Raw genomic sequence first — 15812 nt, forward strand, 5'->3', positions numbered from 1 at the left:
CCGATGCGGATGAACGCCCCCTACTCTATACGCCCCACCTGAATCTTTCCTAACCCTCGGTTTTCCCAGCTCGCCCGTGTTTTCCCAGGTTACGGGCGTGTGTGTAGGTGTTTGTGGGACGTGCGCGCTAGGGTGAAGGGCGTGCAAGACAAGAAAAACCTGCGTGACGACGTCGCCCGCATGACCTCCGCGCCTGCACCCGGCGAGGAGCCGGCCTCGCGTTCCATGACCATGTCGGCGGCCTTCGCCGATCTCCTGCAAGGCGCTCGCCAGCGCGAGCTGTGGTTCAAGCTGGGCATCCAAGACATCAAGCAGCGCTACCGCCGCTCGGTGCTGGGTCCGTTCTGGATCACCATCGCGACCGGCGTGATGGCCGCGGCGCTTGGCCTGCTGTACTCCATGCTCTTCCAGATCCCCGTGGCGGAGTTCCTGCCCCACGTGACCGTGGGCCTGATTATGTGGAACTTCATTTCGGGCGCCATCAAAGAAGGCTCGACGGTCTTCATCGACAACGAGGGCCTAATCAAACAGCTGCCCGCGCCACTGTCGGTGCACGTCTACCGCTTGGTCTGGCGGCAAACCCTCTTCTTGGGCCACAACCTCATCATCTGGCTGCTGCTCATTCTTATCTTCCCGCGCCACTTGGGCTGGGAGTTCTTCCTGTTCATCCCGGCACTGGCACTCTTCCTGGTGAACGGCGTGTGGGTGGCCATGTTCTTCGGCATCATTGCCACCCGCTTCCGTGACGTTGCCCCGCTGCTGGAGGCTCTAACCCAGCTGCTCTTCTACGTCACGCCTATCGTGTGGATGACCAACACCCTGAAGGATCAGGGAGGTGCCGTGGCCAGCCGCGCGCGCATCGCCGAGATCAACCCGCTGTATCACTACATGGAGATCATCCGCGCCCCCATGATTGGCGAGCCTGTCGCCGGTTATCACTGGCTCATCGTCATCGCCTGCACCGTCGCCGGCCTGCTCATCGCCGGCCTGGCCATGCGCCAGTGGCGCTTCCGCGTCTCCTACTGGGTCTAGAAAGGATCGTCCATGGTTTCCATTGATACGTATAACGCTTGCGTGGACTTTCCCATCTTTGATGCCAAGTCCCGCTCTCTCAAGAAGGCGATGCTCTCCACGGCCGGTGGCTCCATTGGCAAGAATGACCAGAACGTGGTCATGGTGGAAGCACTCAAGGACATCAACCTCCACCTGCGCGAGGGCGATCGCGTCGGCCTCGTTGGCCACAACGGCGCGGGCAAAACAACCTTGCTGCGCCTGCTCTCCGGCATCTACGAGCCCACCCGCGGCGCCGCCGATGTCCGCGGGCGCGTGGCCCCCGTCTTCGACCTCGGCGTGGGCATGGACCCGGAGGTCTCCGGCTACGACAACATCATCATCCGCGGCCTCTTCCTGGGCCAGACCATCAAGCAGATGAAGGCCAAGATGGATGAGATCGCGGAATTCTCTGAGCTGGGTGATTACCTCTCCATGCCGCTACGCACCTACTCCACCGGTATGCGCGTGCGCCTAGCGCTGGGCGTGGTGACCTCCATTGAGCCGGAGATCCTGCTTCTCGACGAAGGCATTGGCGCCGTCGACGCCGCCTTCATGGCCAAGGCCCGCGTCCGTCTTCAGGACCTGGTGAAGCGCTCCGGCATCCTGGTCTTTGCCTCCCACTCCAATGACTTCCTGGCCCAGCTGTGCGATACCGCCCTGTGGATCGACCACGGCCAGATTCGCTCGGTGGGCGAGGTCTCCGAGGTCGTCGGCGAGTACGAAGGCCCTGAGGTGGGCCAGTACGTGCGGGACTTGCGCAAGCGCTTCGACAACGAGGAGAACGCCTAGCCACTGCGTTTGTTGTCACTGCCATACTGCGCATCAATCATCCACGTTCCGCGCTGTCGGAAGGCCGGGATGGTACCCCGCGCCGCCTTATTGGCGGCCGCGGACCCAGAAACGCCATTAGCCTTTGCCCATTCCGATAGGCGAATCACCTTCGGCGCGGTCATGAGCGTTATGCGCTTGTGTAGGGACTCGATGAGTTGCTGCGCGATGAGCGTGCTCAGCGCAGAGCAGTCCCCACTAACTGGGTAGCCACGGAACACAGGGTAATAATGGCGCTCTTTTCCCTTGTTCGGAATGATGATGGGCGGCGCCCCTAGCTCCAAGAGCTGTTGATTGATAATGACGCGCCCGATGCGCCCATTGCCATCTGAAAAAGGATGGATGGTTTCAAATTCCGCATGAAACCGCGCGATTCGGTCAACAAAGAAGCTGGTGTCCTCGTAGTATTCGGCAATGGCTGTGTCCACCAGCCTGTCCACGTATTCAGAGTTGGCCCCCATATGAGCGCCCACGCGAGCCCACTCCCCCCTTCGACGAAAGCGCCCCGCCCAGTCGTCATTGATGCCGCGAAGCAACATGCCATGCAATCGCAGAATGAGGTTTGCATCGAGCTTACCGACGCCCCGAATAAGCTCCTCAGTCACATCCGCCAGGTTTTTAGCCTTAAAAAGCTTCCCGCAAATCATGCGGCCCAGCAGTAAACCCTGACAGGATGTTCTCGGTGTCTTCCAAGGTCAGCGTGGAATTCTCAATGGCGTTCGAGTTATACACTGACTCCGCCACTTCTGCGCGTGCAATCTCCGCGACGGCCTCGGGGGCGTCCTCCCGCAACGCCGCATACTGATCAAGAAGAGCGTCGATTTTTGAGGTGGTCCGCGCGTTGAGCATGCAAATATTCTACAAGTTTCCGTGAAATAGAGTAGGAAGGTTCACGTTTTCACGGAAAGATCCATCGATATGCGAAGCTAAAACCTCAAAAGCTCGCGCAACTCCTCGCTCATTCCGGCCACCGTTACGTCCGACCCCGGCCGGTAATCCTCCGCATACAACACCGCCGTGTTGCCGTCGATGGTGTAGCCCAGCTTTCGCGATACTGCCTGGGAAGCCTCATTGCCTGGCTCCCACTCAGAGCGCAACCGGCGTGCACCGAGGTAATCAAAACAGAAAACCGCAACGGCATGGCGGATCTGCGTACCAATTCCGCGGCCTTGGAGGCGATGGTAAATCCAGGATCCTGTTTTCACCTCGCGGTTTTCGGAAAAATCCTTCGCCCGCAGATCCACCGAGCCGATGACCTCACCGCCTAAGTGCACTCCGAAGTCGAGAGACCATTCTTCTGGGGACATCTGCGCGCGGTGCGCCCACCGGAAGCTCGGGTCAGGCTTCTGCCTCAGCCACGGGAACGTGTACTCCGGAAGCGGTTCCCCAAAAATCTCAGCAGCGCTAACGCCATAGATGGCCGCGATGTCATCATCACGCAGCACCCGCAGGGTCAGCTCACCTACGTGGATGGAAAGCCTAAAAGGAGCCCACATTTCTTCAACGCTTCTCACGGTCATGAGTTCACTGTACTTTGTGCGGCATCCTTACAATAACCTGCGATAATAAAGCGAATTCTAGACCGCAAAAGATCACGATTGCTTTGCGATCAAAAGCATCTAGCCCTGTGCCAAAACCCTCCATTAGGCCCATGCGCTGGAAGAATGCATACCCCTGTATGGGTGAATAATGATAGAAACTTTTCCGATTTCTTCTTTTTCTCAGTTCTTTTCAATCTATAATTTTCGAGAGCCTGAATCACAGGCACTGTTCTCTCTTAACTCTAAGGAGCCCTATCATGAAGCGTATCGCCGCCGGCGTTGTTGCCGCTGCTACCGCACTGTCCCTGTCCACTGGTGTTGCCTCTGCTGCCGGTGACCCGAATGCTCAGAATGGTTCTTCCAACGACTCCTACACTACTGGCTACATTGTCGGAAGCATCGTGAAAGAAGCAGCTGGTCAGGACGGCATGACTTCCTCCGTAGAGGAGATCGCTGAGAACAGCAAGGCTGACGGAAACCGCTCGCCACTATTCAGTTCCTTCAAGTCTGACGCGGCGAACGGCTGGAAGCTAGGCACCACTTTCGACATTCTTTGGGGAACCGGCGTTGCAGTAGCCGTCCTCGGCGCTGCTTACACCGCAGTTCAGAACGGTCTCATCCCGGGCGTTTCCCTTCCGTTCTAATCTGAACGCATCAAGCTTTTAGCTTTGAACTTCTAGCTCCAGTCCGTTGTGGGCTGGGGCTTTTGCATTATCGCGTACCTTTTCTTCATCACTATCTTTGCTATCACTGCCTCTACTTTTCTCTTAAGGAGAACCTCCATGAAGCGTTTCGCCGCTGGCGTTGCCGCCGCCACTGCACTGTCCCTGTCCATCGCCCCGGCTACCGCCGCCGAGAAGGGTTCCTCCGAGGTCTCAGAGGGCGAGGTGTTTGGCTACATCCTGAAGCAAGGACTCAAGGAAGCCGTCGGTGGTGACGGCTTCGCCTCCTCCGTGGATTACGGCATCGAGAAGGGCGCTGAGGCTATCAGCAGCAAGGAAGGCAGCAGCACCCTTGAAGAAATCAAGGAAGGCCTAGAGACTGCCGGCTCCGCCAAGGATGTTGCCATGTCTTCCCTGAAGAATGACACCGCCAAGGAATACCCGGTGGGCACCACCGCTGAGATCCTCGTTGGCACCTCCATCGCCGCGATTGTGCTGGGCCTCATTGCTGGCGTCGTCAATGCTGTGAACTCCGGCTTCATCAAGGTTCCGGGCTTCAACGCCTAAACCTTTGCCACCTCCATGTCACGCACCTGAGCGCCACATGCGGGTGGCACAATAGAACCCATGACTGCCACCTTGTCCCAGGCCGGAACGACGGCCGCTGTGATCGTCACCCACCAGCGCGTGGAGCTGCTACGCGCCTCCCTTGAGCAGGTGGTGAACCAGACACACCCGGTGCAGTGGGTCATCGTGGTCGATAACGGTGCGGAGCAGGCAGTAGAGGATCTCCTCCACGAACTGGCCGGCGAGTGCGGCGTCTACGTGCCTTCCGAAACCAACCTCGGCGGTGCGGGAGGCTTCGCGTTGGGCTTCCTGACGGCGTTGGCCCTCGGCGCGGATGCGGTGTGGTGCGCCGATGACGACGGCCGCCCCGCCGACCACCAGGTGCTGGAGGAGCTCTACCGAGTCGCCGATAAGAATAACCTCCACGAAGTCTCCCCCGCCGTGTGCAACATCAACGAGCCCGCCAAGCTTGCCTTTCCCCTGCGCCAGGGCCTGGTGTGGCGCCGCTACATGAGCGAGCTGGAGGGTGATTTTCTCCCTGGCATCGCCTCCCTGTTCAACGGCGCACTCATCTCCGCCGAGGCCATGGAAATCATCGGCGTGCCGGACTACCGCCTATTCATCCGCGGCGATGAGGTGGAGTACCACCGCCGCCTGGTCAACTCAGGCTTGAGTTTCGGCACCGCGCTGACCACCAGCTACCTACACCCAGACGGCTCCGATGAGTTCAAGCCCATCCTCGGCGGCAAGATGCACACGCAATACCCGGAGGGCGAGTTCAAGCGTTTCTTTACCTACCGCAACCGCGGCTACCTGCTGTGGCAACGCGGTATGCGCAAGCTTCTTCCCCAGGAATTCGCGCGCTTTGGTTGGTTCTTCCTAGTTCAGCAGCATGACGTGAAGGGCTTTATGGAGTGGCTGCGCCTGCACAACCGCGGCCGTAAGGAAGATTTCCGCCGGCCCTAAAACTCAAAAGACTTGCGCGTGCTGCGGAAAATCACCCACCGCTGCACAAAGAAATTGATCAGCGTTGCTGTGCCCTGGGCAATCACGAAAGCCACTGCCAGCGCCCAGGACGAAGGCCAGTCCAGCGTGTGGTCGAAAAAGGGGAAGGCCCAGCGATACAACAGAATGTTGATCGCATAGGTCATGGCGTAGGTGGCAAACACGGCAGCAAAGCGGCGCTTCGATGCCCGCGCGTTGAAGGTCCACCGTCGATTCAATAAATAAGCCACGAAGGTGCCGGCGGCAAAGCCAACGGTCCTTGAGGCCACATCGCCGAATAACCCTAAACCAATTTGAAAGAGCCAGGTCAGGGAGACGTCGATAAGCGCGGCAATGGCTCCCGTGATCGCGAACTTCGCGCCCTGCGCCTGCAGGGAATTCGACTGTGAAAGGCGTTCGGCGCGATCAGGCATGGTTACTTGCCCTTAAAAATAAATGCGCGCTGAATGGCGAAGTTGGTCACCGTGGCCACGCCCTGCGCGATGACGAAGGCGATGGTGTCCTTGACAGCGCCTTCAAAGCCCAAGCTGATCAGTGGGGCGTTGAGCACCCAATACAGGAAATTCTGTACTGCAAAGGTGGACAGGTACAGCAAGCCCACGGCACCGGCGGTGCGGCCGGAAACCTGAGCACCAAAAGTCCACCGGGCATTCGCCACATAGGCGGCGATGGTGCCGAAGACCCAACCGATCGCCTTCGCCAGGGAACGATGCAGACCCAAATAAGTAAGGAAGAGGGTCAGGCCGTAATCAATCGCCGCGGTGAAAACACCAACGGACACAAAGCGCACGAGCTGGGTCTTCATGCTAGAAGTAGGTTCAGTCACGGCGAAATACTCTACCCGCGGACAAGGGCGCGGTAAATGTCCAGGCGGTCTACGGGCGCGACGGCGTCTTCGCCATAGGCGCCCAGGGATGACAAAACCCTCAGCGAAGCCGAGCACAGCTCCCGAATTTCCGGGCCGCGCAGCTCCTCACCATCATCATCGACCCACCCCAGAGCGGCCATGGACGTTTCCGCTACGGAATCGGTCAATTCGCGCCCGCCCATGCAGGACAGCGCTAGAGCCATGGACCAGAAAGCATCCTTGCCCTCGTTCGTCACCTCGCGCGGCAAGGTGCGCAGCTGGCGGTACGCCTGAGCATCAATGCTTACATCCCGCTTCAGATCCAGTGCTTGGAGGAGCGGAACGAAGTCGTAGAGACGGGTTCTCTCAATCAGCGCGCGGACGGGACTAATGACAAGATCCAACACCTCATCGATGGTTTCCTGGCCCGTGAGCTCCGCATTCACGGCGGTGAGATCAAAGGGAGTCTGGAAAGAACCGGAACCGCCCACGCACAGGGCTTCCGGCGTCCCGCTATCGCGCGGGTAGGTCTCCACCACAACGATTTCGAAGTCCCACAGCCCCCAGGCGTAATCAACCTGCTCGCCTTCGCGGCTCAAGAATTCGCGCACGGTGTGGCTCGGATCGATGCGCTGGCCGCGGGCATCTGTGTGCTCAAAGAAGTGCCACGGTGAATCCTCTTGCGGCAGCCCGAAGCAGATTTCAAGAATGTGGTGGAGCTCTTCCAACGTGAGCGCGTCAGAGAAACCGATCTGGCGGTGAACCTCTGCTTCTGCGCGAACATTGGATACCTGGCACAGGAGGGTTTCACCACGATTGGCGCGGACCTGCGCCAAATCTGTGACCTGTGAGCTCATGTGCCCCACCATACGCATTTTTAGTTACGCGCGGTGAGCTCGCGTGCTTCAAGCTCGCTAAGGATGAGGACGATGGCAGCACTAATTCCTCCCCATACCGTCCAGGGTTTTGCCGCCCCACGGCGGCGAATAAACCGGACCACGCTTTGCTCAGTCTTCACAGTGATCCATCCACCCAGCACAAGAATGGCGAAGGCAACTGGGATGGCCCACACGGGAACGTCGGGGGTCTCCGGCTCCGGGCGGTCCTCATGGCTCTCTGCATTAGTGATAGCCACGAGCGCGCCGAATCCGAGGAAGGACAGCACGTAGGCGAAAACGAGCGCAGTCTTATTCTTGATCCAGTCAGGGAACGCGGTCATGATGCCCACGGCCGCAGCCTGGGTGATGCGTCCGGCAAGGGTGTCATCCAGCGCATAATTGTCTTGCTTGGGAGAAGTCATACCGCCCCACTTTAGGCGGGCGGTAGGCTACCGTGCATGTACTCCTCCAAAAAAGAGCACCTCACCCCGGCCCAGCGAGCAGCGCAAGATGAGCGCGCCGAGGAAGACAAACGCCACGGCCACTATCTGGCCACCGAACACACCTCGCTGCCGCTCAATGGTTTCATGACGCGGCTCATCGCCGAGGAACTCCCCATCCTCGATTCCGTCTCAAGGGCAAGAGTCTACGAGATCCTCCGTGAGTATGACGGCCCGGAGATCACCTCCCAGGAAGAGCTGCCGGAAGAGATCCGCGAGATTATGGATCTGTACTAATTCCGAACTAAAACCACATAACCGGACAGTACACATGTTCCGTTTACTTGGCTTTTGTACCTAATCTCACGTTTTCACTCACGCCACAGGCACTGTCACCTAGGTAGGGTAGAGAACCGACCCATCACATCGAATCAAAGAGTAAGAGATGGAACTGCATACTACTGAGAAGTCCCTCCACGGTTGGGGCCGCACGGCGGCGACAACCGCCCACGTTTTGTCCACCCCAGACGTCGACGTCATCAAGACTGCCGTCGCCCAGGTGGCTGAGGACAACGCTGATAAGCCCGCCCACCTGCGCCGCGGCGTCATCGCCCGCGGTATGGGCCGTTCCTACGGTGACCCCGCGCAAAACGCCGGTGGCCTCGTCATCGACATGCAACCCCTCAACAAGATCCACTCCATCGATCCGGAGTCGGGCATTGTCGACGTCGACGGTGGCGTCACCCTTGACCAGCTCATGAAGGCCGCTCTGCCCTACGGCCTGTGGGTTCCTGTCCTGCCGGGTACCCGCCAGGTCACCATCGGCGGCGCTATCGGCCCGGACATCCACGGCAAGAACCACCACTCCGCCGGTTCCTTTGGTAACCACGTCACCTCCATGGAGCTGCTCGTCGCCGACGGCCGCGTCCTCCACCTGGAACCGGAAGGTGAGAACAGCGAACTGTTCTGGGCCACCGTCGGCGGCATGGGCCTGACCGGCATCATCCTGCGCGCGCAGATCAAGATGACCAAGACGGAAACCGCCTACTTCATCGCGGATACCGACCGCACCGATAACCTCGATGAGACCGTGGCCTTCCACTCCGATGGCTCGGAGCACAACTACACGTACTCCTCCGCGTGGTTCGACGTCATCTCCCCGGAGCCGAAGCTGGGCCGCTCCACCATTTCGCGCGGCTCTTTGGCCACCTTGGAGCAGCTCGAGGAGCTCGCCCCGAAGCTGGCGAAGGACCCGCTGAAGTTCAATGCTCCGCAGCTGATGACGGTTCCGGATATCTTCCCGAACTTCACCATGAACAAGCTCTCCCTCATGGCTATCGGTGAGGCCTACTACCTCATGGGCGCCCCGGCGCGTAACCAGGTCAAGAACCTCACGCAGTTCTACCAGCCGCTGGATCTCATCGGCGAGTGGAACCGTGGCTACGGTTCCAACGGCTTCCTGCAGTACCAGTTCGTGGTGCCGACCGACGCCGTCGAGCCCTTCAAGGAAATCATCCGGGACATGCAGCGCTCCGGCCACTACTCCGCGCTCAACGTGTTCAAGCTCTTCGGCCCCGGCAACAAGGCCCCGCTGTCCTACCCGATGCCAGGCTGGAATGTCTGCGTGGATTTCCCCATCAAGCCGGGCCTGGGCGCCTTCCTCGACGATCTGGATAAGCGCGTCATGGAATTCGGCGGCCGCCTCTACCTGGCCAAGGAGTCCCGCACCTCGGCGGAGAACTTCCACAAGATGTACCCGGGCCTCGAGGGCTGGCTCAAGACCCGCAACGACATCGACCCGACCGGCGTCTTCGCTTCCGATATGTCCCGCCGCCTCGAGCTGCACTAGAAAGGAATCACCTCATGCTGAATGCAGTAGGCCAAGCACAACACATCCTCCTTCTCGGCGGCACCTCCGAAATCGGCCTGGGCATCGTCGAAGAATTCCTCGAGCGCGGCCCGGCCAAGGTCACCCTCGCGGCACGCGCCGACTCCCCGCGCATCGCGGATGCCCGCGCGACCATCGAGTCCCGCGGCGGCGACGTCGAGGTCATCGACTTTGACGCGACTGACTTCGAGGGCCACGGGGACGTCGTCAAGCGCGCCTTTGAGCGCGGCGATGTCGACGTCGCCATCATCGCCTTCGGCACCCTCGGTGACCAGGAAGAACTGTGGCAGGACCAGGCCAAGGCCGTCGCCTCCGCCCAGACCAACTACACCGCACCGGTCTCCCTTGGCGTCTTGCTCGGCCAGAAGTTCAAGGAGCAGGGCCACGGCACCATCGTGGCGATCTCCTCCGTCGCCGGCATGCGCGTGCGCCGCTCCAACTTTGTCTACGGCGCCTCCAAGGCCGGCGTGGACGGCTTCTTCATCAACCTCGGTGAGGCCCTGCGCGGCTCCGGCGCCAACGTGCTCGTGGTCCGCCCGGGCCAGGTCCGCACCAAGATGTCGGCGGAAGCCGGCGAAGCGCCACTGACCGTCAACGTATCCGACGTGGCCAAGGCCACCGTCAAGGCGGTCCTGGACGGTAAGCAGTCCATCTTCGTGCACCCGCTGTTTGAGTACGTGTCCTTGGGATTCAAGTTCATCCCGCAGGCGATCTTCCGGAAGCTGCCTTTCTAAAGTTCCGCTAAGTCCACGGCGTGTGGGAAACTACTTACATGACTGAGTCTCCCACCATGTCGTCTCCCGCCGTGTCCCCCACCATGGAATATGACGTCGACCGCCTATCGCGTCGCGCCACCCTCGTGGGTATCGCCGCCGCCGCTCTAGGTGGCGGCCTTGTCACGCTTCTTGGCTTCTTTGCCTTTAAGACGGTCTCCCTCCCGGCGTTCAGTACGTCGATGGTGACCCGTGCGCTGAGCACTGCGGGAACTGCGCTCACCGTCCTCCTGGTGGGCGCGTTATGCGTGTGGTGGGTCATTGGCAGCTCGCCGCGGCCCCGGTGGCGGACGTGGCTGACCACCGCCCTGTGCTACATCTCCCCAGCGCTACTCACGCTAACCAGCATCGGCCTGCCCCTTTCGGCCTCGCGCCTCTGGCTCGACGGCGTCCAGGTCGATCAGGTGTTCCGCACCCAGTTCCTCACCCGCGTCACGGAAGCCAGCTCCTATGCGGACATGAACTACGAAGGCCTGCCCACCTTCTACCCGTTGGGCTGGTTCTGGTTGGGCGGGCGGCTGGCCAACATCCTCAACATGCCCGGCTGGGAGGTCTACCAACCCTGGAGCCTCATCTCCCTGGCCGTAGCCGGGTGCATCCTGGTTCCTCTGTGGCAGCGGCTTGCCGGTTCCCTACCTGTGGCCACCGCCATTGCCTTGACCACCACAGCGGTGACCCTGACCATCGGCGCTGAAGAACCGTATTCCGCGGTCATCGCAATGGGCGTACCAGCGGTAGCTGTCCTGTGTTCGCACGCTTTCTACAGCTCCTCGTGGTTCTCCGCCGCCGCAATCGCCATCTACCTCGGAATCTCCGCCTGCTTCTACACGCTGTACACGGGAGCCGTGGCGCTTACCATCGTCAGCCTCATTGCACTCGTCACGTGCGTGGCCGATCGTACGTGGACTCCCCTCGTGCGCCTCGCGGCCATCGCGGCCGGCTCCCTGGCCATCGCCGCGATTGCTTGGGCACCATATCTGCACGCCGTCCTGCACGCCACCGCCCCGCTAGAATCCACCGCGCAGCACTACCTGCCGGAGGAGGGCACCCAAATCCCGGCGCCCTTCCTCTCCTTGTCCGTCATCGGCGCCCTCAGCCTTATTGGCCTTATTTATCTCATCCTGCGCGTTGACGAACCCGAAATCCGAGCTATGGGCACCGCGCTCGTCGGTACCTACCTGTGGACTTTGGCTTCCATGGTCATGACTCTTGCCGGCAGCACGCTGTTGGGCTTCCGCCTAGAGCTGATGGTCGCGGTGCTCTTCGCCACGGCGGGCATTCTCGCGCTGGCCGACGTCCGCCTCATGGGCCTGCCCACGCTCTACCCGGCGGGCATTACTGAGACCACCAGCAAGCGCGTGACCCTGGTCTTTGCCATCATCATGGGGCTGGGCGGTATTTACTATGCGCAGCAGATCCCCGCGACGAACGTGACCGCCTTGGATCACGCTTATACCGATACCGACGGCTACGGGGAGCGCGCGGACCGCTACACCAGCGATTCTTCCGCTAATTACGGAAAGATCCGTGAGTTCATCGACGCCCAGGGCTACGCGGCCGACGACACCGTCGTCCTCACGGACGAAAAGCTCTTCATGGCCTACAACCCCTACTACGGATTTAACGCCTTCACCAGCAACTATGCCAACCCGTTGGGAGAGTTCAGCACCCGTAACCTGCAGATTGAAGAGTGGGCTTCCAATTCCTGGGACCAGACTCCGAAGGAATTCTCGCATTCCCTCGAGTCCTCACCGTGGCGCGGCCCAGACGTGCTCATCTTCCGCGGTGATATCGAAGAACCCGGGGATGGATACAAGACGCACTTGGCAGAAGACATTTACCCCAATCAGCCCAACGTGCGCTACCGCGCGGTGTTCTTCAACCCGGAGGTCTTTGAAGAGGGCTGGACCACTAAACAGATTGGTCCCTTCGTCGTCGCGGCCAGATCTTAATAAGCCATGGCGGTGACGTAGACTGATCGCCGTGTCAGATCGGAATACCTCTTCACTGCGAGCACCGCAGTCCCTGCGGATCACCGCCATCATCGCTGGATTCATCGGTTTCCTGTGCTTTGTGGCCACGCCGCTGCTGCCGGTGAACCAAACCCAATCTTCCTTCGATTGGCCCCAGCAGGACTCCCTGCAGTCCATCAACGCCCCGCTCATCTCGGTGGCGCCGGAGGAGATCGATGCAGAGATCCCTCTGAAGGCCGTCGATAAGCTGCGCGATGGCCAGGACCTGCTTTACGGCACCGTGCCCCCAGAGTCCAAGAAGGCCTCCAACCGCGGCATGTTTGTCCGCGCCGGCGAGGATGGTCTCTCGGTGACCAGCCTCGATGAGGTCATTTTCTCTCTCACGGCCGAGCAGGTGGCGAAGCTGCCTGAGGACTCCACGCTCCGCATCCAATCCACCGGTGACGGCACCACCGTCTCCTTGGGCAAGCACAAAGAGACCTCCGAGGAGGATCTCCGCCCTCAGGTCACCGGCGTTTATACCGAGATCGACGATTCCCCGGAAGCCCTCGCCGAGCTTGGCGACGACCTCCGCATCCACGTGGAGATCAACTCCCGCTTCACCTCCTCCCCGACACCGCTCAAGCTCATCGCCATGTGGCTGGGCCTGACCATGGTGGTCATCAGCCTGGTCTGCCTGTGGCGAATCGACCGCCTCGATGGCAAACGCCGTGGCTTCATGCCCGAAACCTGGAAGCAGATCCGCCCGCTCGATGGCGTCGTGGCGGCTGTTCTCGGCTGGTGGTACATCTTCGGTGCTAATACCTCCGATGATGGCTTCATCCTCACCATGGGACGCGTTTCCGATCACGCGACCTATATGGCGAACTACTACCGCTGGTACGGCGTCCCCGAGGCCCCGTTCGGTGCGCCGTACTACGACCTCGTGGCATGGCTGGCGCAATTCTCCAGCGCGTCTATCATCGTGCGCCTGCCTGCGCTTATCTCAGCGCTCATCATCTGGTTTATCTTGTCGCGCGAGATGCTTCCGCGCTTCGGCGCTCGCGTCAACGAGCGCCGCCTGGCGCACTGGACCGCCGCGTTCATGTTCCTGGCTTTCTGGCTGCCCTATAACAACGGCATCCGCCCCGAGCCCATCGTGGCCCTCGGCGTCATGCTGACGTGGGCCTCTTTCGAGCGCGCCATCTCCACCCAGCGCCTCCTTCCGGCAGCGGTGGGCACCATCATCGCCACCATCACCCTGGCCGCTGGCCCCACCGGCCTCACCGCAGTGGGCATCTTCCTGGTCTGCCTGCCCGCCCTGTTCCGCATCATGGGTAAGCGCGCTCCCCAGATCGGCTGGACAGCTCTCATCGCCCCGTTCCTTGCCTGTGGCACCGCTGTCATGGTCGCTGCCTTCGGGGACCAAACGCTAGCGTCGGTCCTCGAATCCACTCGCGTGCGTTCCGCGGTCGGCCCGTCCCTGCCGTGGTACTCGGAGTTCGTGCGCTACTCCACGCTCTTCGAGCCCTCCGTGGACGGCTCCCTGACGCGCCGCTTTGCAATGTTCACCATGCTCTTCTGCTTGGCGCTCATCATCTATGCCTTCATCAAGGACCACCGCGTCGTCGGTGCGGAGGCAGATCCCACCAAGCGCCTGCTGGCCATCATGGCGCTCTCGGCCTTCTTCCTCATGTTCACGCCGACGAAGTGGACGCACCACTTCGGCATTTACGCCGGTGTCGCCGGCGTCATCGCCGCGCTCGGCTCGGTAGTTCTTTCCCAGATTGCCATGCGCTCCCCGCGTGCCCGGACCTTCTCCATCGCCGCGGTGATCTTCCTCCTGGCCATCTCCCTGGGCGGCTGGAACGCCTGGTGGTACGTATCCTCCTTCGGCATCCCGTGGTGGGACCGCACCGTGCAGTTCAAGGGCATCGAGGCCAACACCGTGGTGCTGGCCATCGCCATGGTGGTCCTGGCGATTGGCCTCTACCAGTCCCTGGTTCACAGCTATCGCAAGAACAAGGCCGAAACCGCCGGCACCCTCGAGGAATTCGAGGCCGCCAATGCCGCCAAGGTCTCGCGCTGGGCGGGTGTCATGTCCGCACCGATTGCGGCGGCCTGCATTATCATCGTGGCCTTCTCGTGTGCCTCCTTTGCCAAGGGCTACGTGGCCCAGGCGGATTCCTACTCCGTGGGCAAGGGCAACCTGACTTCCCTGCGCGGCGATACCTGCTCGCTGGCGGATTCCACCATGGTGGAGACCAACACCAATGAATCCTTCCTCACTCCGGTCGAGGGCGAATTCCAGGACTCGCTCGTTGACAAGAAGGAGGACAACTTCGGTTTCGGCCCCAATATGATCAAGGAAGATATTGAGCCGGAGAACCTCAACTCGGCGTCGGTAGGCGCTATTGCCAACACCACCGGTGAGGACTCGGCGACGTCCAATGAACAGAAGGATCTCACCGAATCCGAGGAAAAGGCAACCGAGGTCACCGACTCCTCCGCCGGCGGCGTGCGCGGAACCCTGGGTGTCAACGGCTCCGAGATGCACCTGCCGTTCAACTTGGATTACCGGAAGGTCCCGGTCATGGGCTCCTACGATGAATCGCAGCGCTCGACCGCCACCATCACCACGCAGTGGTATAACTTGCCGGAACCTGGCGAAAACACCCCCGTCCTCTCGGTCGCTGCCGCCGGCAAGATTTACCACCACGACGTCAACGGAGTGGAGCAGGAGGGCACCGAGCTCACCCTGGAGTACGGAACGCTCAAGGATGGCAAGGTCACCAACAAGGGTGAGGCCGAGCTTTCCGACGTCGGCGCGACCCCCAAATGGCGCAACCTCCGCATTGCTCTAGACGAGCTCCCAGAGGAGGCCAACGTTGTGCGCCTCGTCGCGGTCGATGATTCCACCGATGAGGACGATTGGATGGCGTTTACACCGCCGCGCGTCCCGGAGCTTGCCACCATCAACTCCCAGTTCGATTCCTCTACCCCGGCGCTCCTCGACTGGTCCGTGGCCCTGCAGTTCCCCTGCCAGCGCACCTTCGACCACTACGCCGGCGTGACCGAGATCCCGCAGTTCCGCATTCTTCCCGACGCCGCCGCACAAACCTCCCTCACGGACTTCCAGTCCTTCTCCGGTGGTGGTGCGCTGGCAACCGCGGAGGCAGTGAACTACTCCTATGAGATCCCGAGCTACCTCAACAACGATTGGGCGCGCGACTGGGGCTCCATTGAAAAGTATGAGCTGCGCACCAACTCCCGCGGCGAGGCCCCGCTCGAGGCGGACATCGACCAGGAAATCATCCAGCGCTCCGGCCTGTGGAAGAACTCCGAGATGAAGATTCGCCCCGAGGGCGAACAGTAGAA

At 60.9% G+C, this 15812-nt stretch carries 17 protein-coding genes; 10 read left to right on the plus strand and 7 right to left on the minus strand.

Translation table 11 applies throughout. The features are described from left to right. The first annotated feature begins 180 nt into the window (after positions 1-180). Together wzm and wzt are read left to right on the plus strand one after the other, a co-directional pair. Entirely contained in the window at positions 181-1032 is an 852-nt protein-coding gene (wzm, locus tag ACUY3D_RS06195; protein ID WP_144676503.1) for a galactan export ABC transporter permease subunit Wzm/RfbD, read from the plus strand. Positions 1033-1044: 12 nt separating this feature from the next. Next, positions 1045-1842: a galactan export ABC transporter ATP-binding subunit Wzt/RfbE gene (gene wzt, locus ACUY3D_RS06200; protein WP_070561654.1), complete on the plus strand. Its 798-nt coding sequence runs from the start codon at positions 1045-1047 to the stop codon at positions 1840-1842. Here the strand turns inward: wzt and ACUY3D_RS06205 are convergent. The 3 genes from ACUY3D_RS06205 to ACUY3D_RS06215 all read right to left on the minus strand — a co-directional run bounded on the left by ACUY3D_RS06205 (position 1839) and on the right by ACUY3D_RS06215 (position 3401). Further along, complete coding sequence (locus tag ACUY3D_RS06205) at positions 1839-2486, minus strand: Fic family protein (RefSeq protein ID WP_448240627.1); 648 nt, start codon at positions 2484-2486, stop codon at positions 1839-1841. The genes wzt and ACUY3D_RS06205 overlap by 4 nt on opposite strands. A 19-nt stretch (positions 2487-2505) precedes the next feature. Then, positions 2506-2730, minus strand: coding sequence for a hypothetical protein (locus tag ACUY3D_RS06210; protein WP_448240628.1), 225 nt, complete (start codon positions 2728-2730; stop codon positions 2506-2508). A gap of 77 nt (positions 2731-2807) precedes the next feature. Beyond that, positions 2808-3401 (minus strand): GNAT family N-acetyltransferase, encoded by a 594-nt coding sequence (locus ACUY3D_RS06215; RefSeq protein ID WP_154762309.1) that lies wholly within the window; start codon positions 3399-3401, stop codon positions 2808-2810. Between the two features lie 278 nt (positions 3402-3679). On the opposite strand from ACUY3D_RS06215, the gene ACUY3D_RS06220 reads away from it, so the two are divergent. From ACUY3D_RS06220 to glfT1, 3 genes are all read left to right on the plus strand, one after another. Next, positions 3680-4066: a hypothetical protein gene (locus ACUY3D_RS06220; protein ID WP_230307919.1), complete on the plus strand. Its 387-nt coding sequence runs from the start codon at positions 3680-3682 to the stop codon at positions 4064-4066. Between the two features lie 138 nt (positions 4067-4204). Further along, positions 4205-4651: a hypothetical protein gene (locus ACUY3D_RS06225; protein ID WP_154762308.1), complete on the plus strand. Its 447-nt coding sequence runs from the start codon at positions 4205-4207 to the stop codon at positions 4649-4651. Between the two features lie 60 nt (positions 4652-4711). Next, positions 4712-5617 (plus strand): galactofuranosyltransferase GlfT1, encoded by a 906-nt coding sequence (gene glfT1 / locus ACUY3D_RS06230; protein ID WP_154762307.1) that lies wholly within the window; start codon positions 4712-4714, stop codon positions 5615-5617. On the opposite strand, the gene ACUY3D_RS06235 is transcribed toward glfT1, so the two are convergent. Genes ACUY3D_RS06235 through ACUY3D_RS06250 form a run of 4 tightly spaced genes read right to left on the minus strand, consistent with a single transcriptional unit; the run spans position 5614 to position 7803 of the window. Continuing rightward, positions 5614-6069: a GtrA family protein gene (locus tag ACUY3D_RS06235; protein ID WP_144676344.1), complete on the minus strand. Its 456-nt coding sequence runs from the start codon at positions 6067-6069 to the stop codon at positions 5614-5616. The genes glfT1 and ACUY3D_RS06235 overlap by 4 nt on opposite strands. Before the next feature lie 2 nt (positions 6070-6071). Next, complete coding sequence (locus tag ACUY3D_RS06240) at positions 6072-6461, minus strand: GtrA family protein (protein WP_070520260.1); 390 nt, start codon at positions 6459-6461, stop codon at positions 6072-6074. A gap of 32 nt (positions 6462-6493) precedes the next feature. After that, the gene (locus tag ACUY3D_RS06245) at positions 6494-7360 is read right to left on the minus strand and encodes a plasmid pRiA4b ORF-3 family protein (RefSeq protein ID WP_269948711.1); all 867 of its coding nucleotides are present in this window, start codon (positions 7358-7360) and stop codon (positions 6494-6496) included. Between the two features lie 20 nt (positions 7361-7380). Then, entirely contained in the window at positions 7381-7803 is a 423-nt protein-coding gene (locus tag ACUY3D_RS06250; protein ID WP_070520265.1) for a hypothetical protein, read from the minus strand. Between the two features lie 36 nt (positions 7804-7839). Between ACUY3D_RS06250 and ACUY3D_RS06255 the strand changes: the two genes are divergently transcribed. The 5 genes from ACUY3D_RS06255 to ACUY3D_RS06275 all read left to right on the plus strand — a co-directional run bounded on the left by ACUY3D_RS06255 (position 7840) and on the right by ACUY3D_RS06275 (position 15810). After that, positions 7840-8118, plus strand: coding sequence for a hypothetical protein (locus ACUY3D_RS06255; RefSeq protein WP_070520269.1), 279 nt, complete (start codon positions 7840-7842; stop codon positions 8116-8118). Positions 8119-8266: 148 nt separating this feature from the next. After that, positions 8267-9670, plus strand: coding sequence for a decaprenylphosphoryl-beta-D-ribose oxidase (dprE1, locus tag ACUY3D_RS06260; RefSeq protein ID WP_070561667.1), 1404 nt, complete (start codon positions 8267-8269; stop codon positions 9668-9670). Positions 9671-9684: 14 nt separating this feature from the next. Beyond that, positions 9685-10443, plus strand: a complete 759-nt coding sequence (dprE2, locus tag ACUY3D_RS06265; protein ID WP_070520274.1) for a decaprenylphospho-beta-D-erythro-pentofuranosid-2-ulose 2-reductase — start codon at positions 9685-9687, stop codon at positions 10441-10443. Between the two features lie 38 nt (positions 10444-10481). Then, a complete protein-coding gene (locus ACUY3D_RS06270) occupies positions 10482-12434 on the plus strand; it encodes a galactan 5-O-arabinofuranosyltransferase (RefSeq protein ID WP_070708107.1) in 1953 nt (650 codons plus the stop codon). Between the two features lie 31 nt (positions 12435-12465). Next, positions 12466-15810, plus strand: coding sequence for an arabinosyltransferase domain-containing protein (locus tag ACUY3D_RS06275; protein WP_070708106.1), 3345 nt, complete (start codon positions 12466-12468; stop codon positions 15808-15810). The last annotated feature ends 2 nt before the right edge of the window (positions 15811-15812 follow it).

It is taken from the genome of Corynebacterium guaraldiae, from assembly GCF_053480195.1.